Raw genomic sequence first — 13,065 nt, forward strand, 5'->3', positions numbered from 1 at the left:
ACCATTGAAGGGAGTTTTTTGAAATGAGACCGAACATTAGCATGATGAATGCATTTATTCGTTTAACAGCAGGATTTACACTCCTCTCCTGGTCTACCGCAAAACTTTGTAAAAACGAAAACGTCTCAACGTCGCTTTTGCTTGCAACTGCAGGAGCTTTGAAGATCGCAGAAGGTCATACGCGATACTGCCCGATCGTCGACCTGATGAACCAAGAAGAAAATCGTGATCCTGATGAAACAGCTCTTGAAAAAGTTATTAACCCCTCTTAACCATGGCTATAAAAAAACTTCCCTGATTCCAGGGAAGTTTTCGTAACATAACAAAAGGAGGTAACGTTGTGCTTGAATACATTACAGACACTTGGGTCATCTACACATTATTGATCGGTAGTATTATTGCTATATCGTTTGCTTACATCAAGAAGAAACGTGTGAAATAGCTCTATGTCCAATATCCGTTCTATAAAACCCATCCTCTACCTGCACGATCTGAAGTTCTTCGTAAACTGAAGCACTTGCTTCCTGGAGGGATTCTCCTGAAGCAGATAGCAGTAACACGCGTCCACCATTCGTTACAAACTGATCGCCTATCTTATCTGTACCTGCATGAAACACAAGTGAAGTCACATCGTTCAAACCTGTGATGGTCTTCCCTTTTTCATAATCACCAGGGTACCCTCCGGATGCAATGACAACTCCAATCACAGCTTTCTCACTCCATTTGAGCTCAAGCTCTTTACCGTCTAACACGCTTTGAATGGCTTCGATGAAGTCTGATGTGAGACGAGGCAGGACGACCTGTGTTTCAGGATCGCCGAACCTTGCATTGAACTCAATGACTTTAGGACCGTTTTTCGTCAGGATTAATCCGGCATACAGAACGCCAGTAAACGTCCTGCCTGCTTTCTTCATCCCTTTTGCAGCTGGAAGTAAAATCGATTGAATCGCTTCTTCTACCACTGACTCAGAGATTTGGGGAACTGGTGAGTATGCGCCCATTCCACCCGTATTCGGCCCTTTATCTCCATCGAATGCTCGCTTATGATCTTGTGAAATAACGAGAGGATAAACATCTTCCCCATTCACCAATGCCATGAGCGAAAACTCTTCACCTTCAAGAAACTCCTCTACAACAACTTGTTCACTAGCTTCTCCAAACTGATTGTTGACCATCATATTATGAAGACTATCGAGTGCTTCCTCCAACGTCATCGCAACGACGACACCCTTTCCGGCTGCAAGTCCATCCGCTTTCAGTACGATCGGTGCACCGACCTTTTGAACATACTTTCGAGCTTCCTGGTAATCCGTGAAGGATTGTGAATCGGCGGTCGGGATACCGTTTGCTGCCATCAATTCTTTCGCGAACGTTTTGCTTCCTTCGATTAACGCAGCTTCTTTCGTAGGACCAAATACGCGAAGACCTGCATCCTCAAAGCGATTTACAATTCCATCTAACAACGGCTGCTCTGGACCGACTAAGGTGAGTGTAATGCCTTCTTTTTGTGCGAAAGCAATAAGCCCATCGTGATCACCTTCATCGATCGGCACGAGTTGACTAACAGCTTCCATACCTGCGTTCCCTGGTGCTACGTATACTTGATCCACAGAAGCGCTCTCTGCAGCTTTCCAAGCCATCGCATGCTCTCGACCGCCTCGTCCAATTATCAATACCTTCATCGAATTCCCTCCCTCTTAATGTTTAAAGTGTCGGATGCCTGTGAACACCATCGTGATGCCATATTCATTCGCTTTTTTGATCGAATCTTCATCACGAATCGATCCTCCAGGCTGGATGATCGCTGTGATGCCCGCTTTTCCAGCAGCTTCAACAGTGTCATCCATTGGGAAGAACGCATCTGATCCCATGACAGAACCTTTCACCTTCTCACCCGCTTGCTCGATCGCGATCTTAGCAGCACCAACGCGATTCATCTGTCCAGCTCCAACGCCAACAGTTTGATCTTTGTTCGTGAGTACGATCGCATTCGATTTCACGTGTTTAACTACTTTCCATGCAAGCTTCAGCGCATCCCACTCTTCATCCGTAGGTTTTCGATCGGTTGGTACGGTTAGATCTGCTTCATCGATTCCGTATTGATCTTGTTCCTGCAGCAACAGCCCGCCGTTAACAGATGTAAGCTGATGCTCCACTCCGCCAGACGCCTGAACATCCAATGTTAATAGTCTAAGATTCTTCTTCTTAGTCAAAACAGCAAGTGCTTCTTCAGTGAAAGAAGGTGCCATAATAATCTCTAGAAAAATCTCCTTCAGCTTCAGTGCCGTTTCTTCATCAACTTCACGATTCAATGCGACGATACCGCCGAAGATCGATGTAGAGTCTGCTTCGTATGCCTTTTGATACGCATCTACAATCGTTTCACCCGTACCAACTCCACAAGGGTTCATATGTTTAACCGCAACAACGGCAGGTTTTTCAAATTCCCTAACGATATTAAGAGCCGCGTTCGCATCGTTAATATTGTTATAAGAAAGCTCTTTACCGTTCAGTTGTTTAGCAGATGCGATCGATGCATTTTTTGATAGAGGTTTTTTATAAAATACAGCCTTCTGATGCGGATTTTCTCCGTATCTGAGGGTTTGCTTTCTCTCAAACGTTACAGTAAGCGACTCTGGCTCTTCTTCTCCAGATTTTCCTGTTAAATACTCTGAAATAATCGCATCGTAGGAAGCGGTATGACGAAATACTTTTGCTGCGAGTTCCTGACGAAGTATGTCTGTTGTATCTCCATTCTCCTGGACTTGAAGAAGCACACGCTCATAGTCAGAAGGATGAACGACAACCGTCACGTCTTTATGATTCTTAGCAGCTGACCTTAACATCGTTGGTCCGCCGATATCGATATTCTCGATCGCGTCACTGTACGCTACATCAGGATTTGCGACGGTTTCTTGGAATGGATATAGGTTCACAACAACCAAGTCGATCGGTGTGATGTTATGCTCCTCTAGTTGCTTTTGATGGTCGTCGTTGTCTCTAACAGCTAGAAGACCACTATGTACATTCGGATGGAGGGTTTTCACACGTCCGTCTAAAATTTCCGGAAAGCCCGTAACATCTGAGATTCCTATAACATCGATGCCCGCTTCCTCAAGAGCACGTTTTGTGCCTCCAGTCGAAATGATCTCGACCCCTTTTTCTGATAATCCCTTCGCAAACTCGGTAATATTTGTTTTATCTGATACGCTGATCAGTGCACGTTTGATCGTCATCGTCTTACCTCCTGCTACCAATTGTTTTGTTTTTAAGAAGCGTTCTAATAACGGCTGGATATAACTGATGTTCAACAGCCTGTATCTTTTTCTCAACTTCTTCTCTCGAATCTTCTGTTGAGATCCGAATCGTTTCTTGATCAATGATCGGCCCCGTGTCCATCCCTTCATCGACATAATGCACCGTCACACCACTGACTTTCACTTTTGCTTTTAGAGCTTGACCAATCGCATCTTTTCCAGGAAAAGACGGAAGAAGAGATGGATGGATGTTGATGATTCTCCCTTCATACGCACGAAGAAGCGTTGACCCGATCAACCTCATGTATCCAGCAAGAACAATTAATTCTACGCCTGCGTCGTTCAGCTGCTGAAGAATGAAGGCTTCAAACTCTGCTTTTGAGTTATAGGATTTAGGATAAAAGGAAAGGACAGGAATGCCGAAGCGCTCTGCCCTTTCTTCTACTTTGGCACCAGGGCGATCACAGACCACTAATGCGATTTTGGCATCGAGTGCACCCTTTTCGATTTCAGATGCGATCGCTTCGAAATTCGATCCACTCCCAGATGCAAAAACTGCTAACTTCACGATAGATCACCACCGCCGAAATTGATTTGATCACCTTTTGTTACTCGACCGATCACAAATGCCTGCTCACCGTCTTTTTCAAGCTGTTTGATCACGTTAACAGCTTCAGAGGCAGGGACGCTTAGAACCATTCCGATGCCCATGTTGAACGTGGTGAACATCTCTCGTCGAGATAAGTTCCCCTTCTTTTCGATCAGGTCAAAGATCGGTGGTACGGGCCAAGAGCCATAATCGATCTGAGCTGTGAGGCCTTCAGGTAGCATACGAGGAATATTCTCTTCGAAGCCGCCGCCTGTAATGTGTGCAACCCCATGAACAGGATAAGATTCGAGCACGTTCAAGACCGGCTTTACGTAGATACGAGTAGGAGCTAACAAGGCTTCTCCAAGCGTCGTACCGAGTTGATCAAACGTTTGATTAAGATCCATGTTGTTCTCTTTTACTACTTTCCTAACAAGAGAGAAGCCATTGCTGTGAATACCGTTTGATGCAAGGCCAACTAAAACGTCCCCTTCCATCACATCAGTCGGTTGAATCAGCTTAGACTTTTCGACAGCCCCAACCGTGAATCCAGCAAGATCATAATCGTTTTCCTGATACATATCAGGCATTTCTGCTGTTTCGCCACCAATCAAGGCACACCCAGCAGTCGAGCAACCATCCGCAACCCCTTTTACGATTTCTTCAATCCTCTCAGGTTTGAGTTTACCTGTCGCGATGTAATCTAAAAAGTAAAGAGGTTCAGCACCTTGAGCGACTACGTCATTCACACACATAGCGACACAATCGATTCCGATTGTATCGTGCTTATCCATCTGAATCGCAAGCATGAGCTTCGTACCCACACCGTCGGTTCCTGAAATGAGAACTGGCTTCTCATAAGGAAGTTCAGATAGATCAAACATTCCGCCGAAACCACCTAGACCTCCCATGACGCCAGGTCGAACGGTTTTGTTTACGTGCGTTTTCATTCGGTTAACTGCTTCATAACCAGCTTCAATATCTACTCCAGCACTTCTATAAGCATCCGCCATAATGAACCCCCAGTTAGACTTTTTCGTATGGATGAACGGTATCAGGATAGATCTCAGTCGGGTACGATCCTGTAAAACAGCCTAGACATTGTCCGCACGAGCTGCTTTCATCGTCTCTACCGATTGCTTCTGTCATTCCATCTGTTGATAGGAAACTTAACGTATCTGCACCGATTTCTTCACAAATCTCATCAACGCTCATCTTCGCTGCGATTAACTCACCAGAATTGGACGTGTCGATCCCATAGTAACAAGGACTGACGATCGGAGGTGCACTTATGCGAACATGAACCTCTTTTGCACCTGCTTCTCTTAACATCTTCACGATTCTTCTACTCGTCGTTCCACGTACGATCGAATCATCCACGATAACGACCCGCTTTCCTTCAACAACGCCTCGAACAGGTGAAAGCTTCATCTTCACACCTTGTTCTCTTAGCTCCTGTGAAGGTTGAATAAACGTTCTGCCTACATATCTATTCTTGATCAGACCCATCTCATACGGAATACCCGATTCCTCTGCATATCCGATCGCAGCAGATATACTAGAATCCGGAACACCCGTCACGATATCTGCTTCGATCGGAGCTTCTTGCGCGAGCTGTTTACCGAGGTTCTTTCTAGCCGTGTGAACATTGATGTTTTCGATATTGCTATCGGGTCTTGAGAAATAAATGTACTCCATACTGCAGATCGCACGCGACATCGGTGATGAGAAACGGTCCGATTCAATGCCTGCGTCATTGATGATAAGAAGTTCACCTGGCTCCACATCACGAATATATTCCGCTCCGATGAGATCGAACGCACACGTTTCAGATGCAACTACATAACCTTCTCCTAGTCGACCTAAAGAAAGTGGTCGTAGTCCATGTGGATCAAGAGCGACCATCATCTCGTTTTCTGTCATCAAAAGAAAAGCATACGCGCCTTTTACCATCGTAAGAGCGTTCTTCACCTTTTCTCTAAGGTTCAAATAGCCGCTTCTCTTGATCAAATGGGCAAGCACTTCTGTGTCTGAAGTCGTTTGAAAAATACTCCCTTGACCTTCGAGCTGATGCTTCAACGCATTCGCGTTCACAAGGTTCCCATTATGCGCGAGCGCCAATCCACCATTCTGTGAGCGAAATAAAAGAGGCTGAACGTTTTCATAGCCTCCTCCTCCTGCCGTTGAGTATCGAACATGACCAATCGCTGCATTGCCATCGAGTGCCTTTAAATCGGCCGCTCCATAGACATCGTTCACGAGCCCAAGCCCTTTATGAAGGTTAAGTCTTGCGCCATCAGTCGTGACGATCCCAGTACCTTCCTGACCGCGATGCTGAAGACTATGAAGCCCGTAATATGTGAGCGTAGCGGCATCTGGGTGACCCCAGATACCAAATACACCACACTCTTCGTTTAAGCCTTTGATTTCACCAAACATGGAATTGCTCCTTTCCAGGCCGCTTCGAGCTCACTGACCGGTGCATCGAATAGATGATTTTCTTCTTCGTGCATCATCGTCAAGATGCCAGTACCGGTTACTTCACCGATAAGCTTCGCTCCGGTTCTCTGCTCGAAGACCTGCTGGTGTTCACCCTTGATCGTGATGAGGAAACGAGATTGAGACTCACTGAACAGCGACGTCGTCACATCGCCCTCGATTCGAACGATCGCTCCAAGATCTGTACCGATTAACGATTCACTAAGTGCAACACTCAGGCCACCCTCAGAAACATCATGCGCCGATTGAACAAGTCCATCTTGAATGGCTGAAAGAACCTGTTGCTGAAGTTCTCTTTCCACTTCAAGATTTAGCGAAGGCGCTTGCCCCGAGATCTTCCCATCCACAACCTTCTGAAGCTCGCTTCCTCCGAAGTCCTCGCCTGTTTCACCAAGTAAGTAGATCAAGTTTCCTTCTTCTTTAAACTGTTGAGTCGTAACATGATCAAGGTCATGAACTAGTCCTACCATTCCAACAACTGGTGTCGGATAAACTGCTACGCCATTCGTCTCATTGTAAAGGGATACGTTACCACCGATAACGGGCGAATTTAACATACGACACGCTTCACTCATACCGTCCGTTGCTTTTTCGATCTGCCAGAAGATCTCAGGCTTTTCAGGATTACCGAAGTTTAAGCAATCCGTGATCGCAAGCGGCTCACCACCTGAACAAACGATGTTACGTGCTGCTTCAGCAACAGCAATCTTCCCACCAACTTCAGGATCAAGGTACAGGTAACGGGAATTACAGTCGGTTGTCATCGCTAGCGCTTTTCGTGTGCCTCTTACACGCACAACAGCTGCGTCCGATCCTGGAGATACGACGGTATTCGTTCGAACCATATAATCGTACTGATCAAAGACCCACTCTTTGCTTGAAATCGTAGGCTGACCTAGCAACGTATACAGCATTTCTTTCGGATCTTCTACCGCTGGAATCGGCTTATGAAGCTGCTGGTTTCGAATGAAATACTCAGGAATGCGCGATGGTTTATGATAGACCGGTGCTTCTTCTGCAAGAGCATCGACCGGTACTTCAGCCACCATTTCGCCTTTATGAAGAAGACGGAACTTCTTATCGTCTGTCACGACACCGACTTCCTTTGATAAAAGACCCCAACGATCAAAAATTTCTTTGATCTCAGCTTCTCTACCTTTCTTCACAACAACGAGCATACGCTCCTGTGATTCAGATAGCATCATTTCATATGGCGTCATGCCTTTTTCACGCTGCGGGACTTCATCAAGGTTCATCTCGATTCCCATGCCTGCTTTACTCGCCATTTCTGAAGCAGAAGACGTAAGACCCGCTGCTCCCATGTCCTGAATACCGACGAGCGCATCACTTTTCACAAGCTCGAGACATGCTTCAAGAAGAAGTTTTTCCATAAACGGATCACCTACTTGTACGGCAGGTCGCTTTTCGTCAGAAGCATCTGTCAATTCTTCCGATGCGAAGGTCGCACCGTGGATGCCGTCTCGTCCTGTGCTCGCACCTACATACATCACAGTGTTTCCAGCGCCAGACGCGACACCTTTCTGGATGTCTTTGTGATCGATCAACCCAACACACATCGCGTTCACAAGAGGGTTTCCATCGTAAGAAGAATCGAACTGTACTTCTCCACCTACAGTAGGAATACCGATACAGTTTCCGTACCCAGCGATTCCTGCAACAACTTCTTCAAACAAATATTTCACTTTCGGATTGCTTAACTCTCCGAAACGTAACGAGTTTAATAAAGCAATGGGGCGTGCGCCCATCGAGAACACGTCTCTGATGATTCCACCTACACCTGTTGCCGCTCCTTGATAAGGCTCGATTGCAGATGGATGATTATGACTTTCGATCTTAAACACAACCGCTTGCTCGTCACCGATATCAACGATTCCCGCTCCTTCTCCAGGACCTTGAAGTACGCGCTCACCAGTAACAGGAAACTTTTTAAGAACTGGCTTTGAGTTCTTATAGCTACAGTGCTCAGACCACATGACTGAAAACAAACCCGTTTCCGTATAGTTAGGGGTACGGCCAAGAATCTCTTCCACCATGCCGAACTCTTCATCTGTTAAACCCATCTGGCTATAAAGCTTCTGGTCTTTAATCATCTCAGGTGTTGGTTCATGCATGTGTGACATGGGATTCCCTCCAGTTACGTAGTAGTGATTTGAACATCTTCAAGCCATCCGCACTTCCTAACAAGTGATCGACCGCACGCTCAGGGTGAGGCATCATCCCGAGGACATTGCCCTTCTCATTGATGATTCCTGCGATGTCATCTATCGAGCCGTTTGGATTATCTTTATAGGTAAAAACGATTCTTCCAGATGATTGTAACTCTTCTAAAGTCGCATCATCACAATAGTAGTTTCCTTCTCCATGTGCGATCGGAATCGTAATTTCTTCACTATTTTCATAAGCTGAAGTAAACATCGTCGCATTGTTCTGAACAACAAGCGTTACAGGACGACACATGAACTTCAAGTTCTTGTTTCGTTTCATCGCTCCAGGAAGAAGACCTGCTTCTAATAAAATCTGAAATCCGTTGCATACACCAAGCACTGGCTTTCCTTCTTCAGCAGCTTTTACCACTTCGCTCATGATCGGAGCAAAACGGGCGATCGAGCCGCTTCTTAAATAGTCACCATAAGAAAAACCACCCGGTAAAAGGATCGCATCATAGTTTGCTAGACTCTGTTCATCGTATCGGACATAAGTAGCTTCTTCGCCAAGTTCATCTTGAATCGCATGGTACATGTCTACATCGCAATTCGAACCTGGAAACACGATCACCGCAAATTTCACTGCCCGACGACCTCCTCGACTTCATACGTGTAGTCTTCGATCACCGTATTCGCAAGCAGCTTCTCACACATTTCTTTAATGCGCTCATCTACATTCGCCGTCTCATTTAACGTAAGCTCCATATACTTGCCGATACGTACATCTTCTACTTCATTATAAGAAAGGCTATGAAGTGAATTCTTCACAGCACTACCTTGCGGGTCTAGCACACTCTCTTTTAACGTTACATAAACTTTTACTTTGTACATGATGCGGATCCCCCTAAACGAGTTAAGATTTTTTCATAAGCTTCGGTCAAATTTCCTATATCTCTTCGAAACACATCTTTATCTAACTTTTCATTCGTTTTCCGGTCCCATAGTCTACAAGTATCTGGTGAAATTTCATCTGCAAGCATTAATTCACCAGACGGTGTAACACCGAACTCAAGCTTGAAATCAACAAGCGTTACGTCCCGCTCAAGAAAATAGCTTCGTAGGCGGTCATTCACATGCAGTGCACGTTCTTTCAAGTCTTGAACCGTCGCTTCATCGGCAAGTTCAAGCTCAAGCACGTGATCAACCGTAAGGAGAGGATCACCAAGGTCATCGTTTTTGTAATAGAATTCAACGATCGGCTGCTTCAACAGCTTTCCTTCGTCTACTCCAGTTCTTCTAGAAAAGCTCCCTGCTGCGACATTTCGGACGACCACTTCGAGTGGCACGATCGTCACACGCTTTACAAGCTGCTCCGTTTCAGAAACTTTCTCGATAAAATGACTTTCGATCCCAGCTTCTTTCAAATAATCAAACAACAGGCTCGTAATTTCGTTGTTCAGTCGCCCTTTACCTGTAATGGTCGCTTTCTTCTCTCCGTTAAAAGCCGTCGCGGAATCTTTATATTCCACATGAACGACCTCAGGATGTTCTGTCGCATAAATCTTCTTTGCCTTTCCTTCGTACAACAACTCTTGTTTCCCCATGGTGATCTCCTCCGATACGTGTGATTTATAACCCTAGACGTTCGAAAATCATATCGACTGGCTTCAGATGGTAATTGTAATCAAAGCAATCCTCGATCTCTGAAGCAGACAGCTGGTTCGTGATCTTTGGATCAGCTTCAACTAATTCTCTAAACTGAATGCCGCGCTCCCATGCATCCATCGCTTTCGGCTGAACAAGGTCATAGGCTTCTTCACGAGTCATGCCTTTGTCGATAAGAGACAATAACACACGCTGACTGTAGATCAATCCATATGTTCTCGTCATATTACGCTTCATGTTCTCAGGGAACACGGTTAACTTCGAAACGATACCTGAAAAGCGGTTAAGCATATAGTTCAAAGCAATTGTTGCGTCAGGAAGAATGACACGCTCAGCTGAGGAGTGTGAAATATCACGCTCATGCCAGAGTGGTACGTTCTCATATGCTGTTGTCATGTAGCCACGGATCACTCTCGCCATTCCCGTCATGTTCTCAGATCCGATTGGATTACGCTTATGCGGCATTGCTGATGAGCCTTTTTGCCCTTTCGCAAAGAACTCCTCAACCTCACGCGTTTCGCTTTTTTGAAGGCCTCTGATTTCAACTGCGAACTTTTCAATCGAAGTTGCGATCAAAGCTAGTGCTGACATATAGTGTGCGTGACGATCACGCTGAAGCGTTTGAGTCGAGATCGGGGCAGGCTGCAGCCCTAACTTTTCACATACATACTGTTCAATGAACGGATCGATATTCGCATATGTTCCAACAGCCCCTGAAAGCTTACCGAAGCGAACGCCATCAGCAGCATGTTTGAAACGCTCCAAGTTACGCTTCATTTCTTCATACCACAGCGCCATCTTTAAACCGAATGTTGTTGGTTCAGCATGTACCCCGTGAGTTCTTCCCATCATCACTGTGTATTTATGTTCTTGCGCTTTCTCTTTCAATACATTGATAAACTTCTCGATATCGTTCATCAATAGATCGTTCGCCTGGTTCAGCTGATAAGAAAGAGCCGTATCAACAACGTCAGTCGACGTTAATCCGTAATGAACCCACTTGCGCTCTTCACCAAGTGTTTCTGAAACAGCTCGTGTGAACGCAACAACGTCATGACGTGTCTCTGCTTCGATCTCATGAATACGCGCTACGTCGAAGTCAGCGTTCTCTCTAATTTTCTGTACGTCTTCTTTCGGAATGATTCCAAGCTCAGCCCACGCTTCACATGCTAAGATCTCTACTTCAAGCCACGCTTTGTATCTGTTTTCCTCTGTCCAAATCGCACCCATCTCAGGGCGTGTATAACGTTCAATCATGTTAAATCCTCCTAGTCAATTGTCCTACTGCCATAATTTCCATTGCGCCATTTGTTTTTCCGCTTCCTCAGTCGTTGAAGCTAGAAAATTAATATGACCCATCTTTCGATTCTGTTTCGCTTCATCTTTGCCGTACAAATGAAGTTTAGCACTTTTGAGCTCACTCATGCTCTCCATAAGAGGCTGAACATGCTGGCCAAGTATGTTACCCATCACGACGGGCTTCAATAACTCCGTCGCCCCCAGAGGTAAACCACAGATCGCTCTGATATGTTGCTCAAACTGTGATGTTTCACAGGCTTCCATTGTATAATGACCAGAGTTATGAGGTCTCGGTGCAAGCTCATTCACATACAATTCGTTTCCTTCAAGGAAAAGCTCGACCGCAAGCGTCCCAATAAGGTCAATATCTTCAGCAAGCTTCTTTCCGATTTCGCTCGCTTTTTGCTGAATCGATTCATCGACCCGAGCAGGTACGATCGTTTGATGAAGGATGTTGTTCACGTGAATATTTTCTCCAACGGGGAATGTAGTCATCTCGCCCGTTACGCTACGCGTCACAACAACGGATAGCTCTTTTTGGAACGGAACCCAGCTTTCAACGATACAGGCTGCGTCAGGAAACGCAATCCCTTCGATATCAGCACTCTCTTTGATGACCCATTGTCCTTTACCGTCATAACCACCAGTACGTGTTTTTAAGACAGCTGGAAAACCGATCTCTTCACATGCACGGACAAGCTCTTCTTTCGAATCCACTTTCTGAAAAGGAGCAACCTCAAGTCCCGCATTTTGGATCGATGTTTTCTCTACAAAGCGATCCTGTGTCGTTCGAAGCAATTCGCCGCCTTGAGGCATATACGCATTCTCTTCAAGCCACTTCGCCGTTTCATGGGCAATGTTTTCAAATTCATATGTAATCACATCGCTCACTTCAGCAAGTTTTCTCGCACCGTCTAGATCATCATACCCTGACACGACTTCAACGTCCGCAACTTGACCGCAAGGCGAACCACTCTTCGGTTCAAGAACCGCAATACGGTAGCCCATCTCTCTCGCTTTCAGTGCCATCATTCTTCCAAGCTGGCCGCCACCTAGAATTCCAATTGTACTTCCTGGTAAAATCGTTTTGCTCATAGTGTCTCACTACTTTCTAGTACCGATTCTTTCATGTTCAAACGATAGTCCTCAAGACGAGATGCAACACCTTCATCGAACGTGCTTAGAATTTGAGCTGCTAATAGGCCAGCATTCTTCGCACCTGCTTTTCCGATCGCGACTGTTGCTACCGGTACACCACCTGGCATTTGTACAATCGAAAGAAGCGAATCTAATCCGTTCAACGTTCTCGATTGAACAGGAACGCCAATGACGGGAAGTGTCGTTTTCGCTGCAACCATTCCTGGTAGATGAGCTGCGCCTCCTGCACCAGCAATGATGACTTTTAACCCTCTGCCTCTAGCATCTTCCGCGTACTCAAACATTAACTCAGGTGTACGGTGAGCAGAAACGACCTTCTTCTCATACGGTAGTTGTAGTTCATCCAAAACCTCACACGTGTGTTTCATCGTTTCCCAATCAGATGTGCTCCCCATGATCACGCCAATTTGTGCCTGCATGCTATATCCCCCTT

Annotated in this window: 14 protein-coding genes; 2 read left to right on the forward strand and 12 right to left on the reverse strand. The window is 45.7% G+C overall.

Annotation, left to right across the window (positions count from 1 at the left end; genetic code table 11):
• The first annotated feature begins 23 nt into the window (after nt 1–23).
• Complete coding sequence (locus ACXADT_RS01955) at nt 24–272, forward strand: YgaP family membrane protein (protein ID WP_474833083.1); 249 nt, start codon at nt 24–26, stop codon at nt 270–272.
• Nucleotides 273–340: 68 nt separating this feature from the next.
• Nucleotides 341–442 carry an EYxxD motif small membrane protein gene (locus ACXADT_RS01960; protein ID WP_333489753.1) on the forward strand — a complete coding sequence of 34 codons (102 nt, stop codon included), beginning with the start codon at nt 341–343 and terminating at the stop codon, nt 440–442.
• Here ACXADT_RS01960 and purD read toward each other — a convergent pair.
• The 12 genes from purD to purE are packed head-to-tail and all read right to left on the reverse strand — an operon-like array spanning nt 420 to nt 13,051.
• Nucleotides 420–1,682, reverse strand: a complete 1,263-nt coding sequence (purD, locus tag ACXADT_RS01965; protein WP_474833085.1) for a phosphoribosylamine--glycine ligase — start codon at nt 1,680–1,682, stop codon at nt 420–422. The two genes, ACXADT_RS01960 and purD, sit on opposite strands and share 23 nt — an antisense overlap.
• A gap of 15 nt (nt 1,683–1,697) precedes the next feature.
• Nucleotides 1,698–3,236 (reverse strand): bifunctional phosphoribosylaminoimidazolecarboxamide formyltransferase/IMP cyclohydrolase, encoded by a 1,539-nt coding sequence (gene purH / locus ACXADT_RS01970; protein WP_474833086.1) that lies wholly within the window; start codon nt 3,234–3,236, stop codon nt 1,698–1,700.
• A gap of 4 nt (nt 3,237–3,240) precedes the next feature.
• Nucleotides 3,241–3,828, reverse strand: a complete 588-nt coding sequence (gene purN, locus ACXADT_RS01975) for a phosphoribosylglycinamide formyltransferase (protein WP_270182758.1) — start codon at nt 3,826–3,828, stop codon at nt 3,241–3,243.
• On the reverse strand, nt 3,822–4,859 hold the full coding sequence (purM, locus tag ACXADT_RS01980; protein WP_474814472.1) for a phosphoribosylformylglycinamidine cyclo-ligase: 1,038 nt from the start codon (nt 4,857–4,859) through the stop codon (nt 3,822–3,824). Before purM ends, purN begins: the two co-directional genes overlap by 7 nt.
• A 13-nt stretch (nt 4,860–4,872) precedes the next feature.
• Complete coding sequence (purF, locus tag ACXADT_RS01985) at nt 4,873–6,285, reverse strand: amidophosphoribosyltransferase (protein WP_474833088.1); 1,413 nt, start codon at nt 6,283–6,285, stop codon at nt 4,873–4,875.
• Entirely contained in the window at nt 6,261–8,486 is a 2,226-nt protein-coding gene (purL, locus tag ACXADT_RS01990) for a phosphoribosylformylglycinamidine synthase subunit PurL (protein WP_474814476.1), read from the reverse strand. The genes purF and purL overlap by 25 nt, the downstream gene beginning before the upstream one ends.
• A complete protein-coding gene (gene purQ / locus ACXADT_RS01995) occupies nt 8,470–9,153 on the reverse strand; it encodes a phosphoribosylformylglycinamidine synthase subunit PurQ (RefSeq protein WP_474814478.1) in 684 nt (227 codons plus the stop codon). Before purQ ends, purL begins: the two co-directional genes overlap by 17 nt.
• Nucleotides 9,150–9,401 carry a phosphoribosylformylglycinamidine synthase subunit PurS gene (purS, locus tag ACXADT_RS02000; RefSeq protein WP_270182736.1) on the reverse strand — a complete coding sequence of 84 codons (252 nt, stop codon included), beginning with the start codon at nt 9,399–9,401 and terminating at the stop codon, nt 9,150–9,152. The genes purQ and purS overlap by 4 nt, the downstream gene beginning before the upstream one ends.
• Nucleotides 9,389–10,114, reverse strand: coding sequence for a phosphoribosylaminoimidazolesuccinocarboxamide synthase (gene purC, locus ACXADT_RS02005; protein ID WP_474833090.1), 726 nt, complete (start codon nt 10,112–10,114; stop codon nt 9,389–9,391). The genes purS and purC overlap by 13 nt, the downstream gene beginning before the upstream one ends.
• A gap of 25 nt (nt 10,115–10,139) precedes the next feature.
• Nucleotides 10,140–11,432 carry an adenylosuccinate lyase gene (gene purB, locus ACXADT_RS02010; RefSeq protein WP_270182738.1) on the reverse strand — a complete coding sequence of 431 codons (1,293 nt, stop codon included), beginning with the start codon at nt 11,430–11,432 and terminating at the stop codon, nt 10,140–10,142.
• A gap of 24 nt (nt 11,433–11,456) precedes the next feature.
• Nucleotides 11,457–12,569: a 5-(carboxyamino)imidazole ribonucleotide synthase gene (gene purK / locus ACXADT_RS02015; protein WP_474833091.1), complete on the reverse strand. Its 1,113-nt coding sequence runs from the start codon at nt 12,567–12,569 to the stop codon at nt 11,457–11,459.
• Nucleotides 12,566–13,051, reverse strand: coding sequence for a 5-(carboxyamino)imidazole ribonucleotide mutase (purE, locus tag ACXADT_RS02020; RefSeq protein ID WP_474833093.1), 486 nt, complete (start codon nt 13,049–13,051; stop codon nt 12,566–12,568). Before purE ends, purK begins: the two co-directional genes overlap by 4 nt.
• Nucleotides 13,052–13,065: the final 14 nt, after the last annotated feature.

Source organism: Anaerobacillus sp. ABR4_321, from assembly GCF_056158505.1.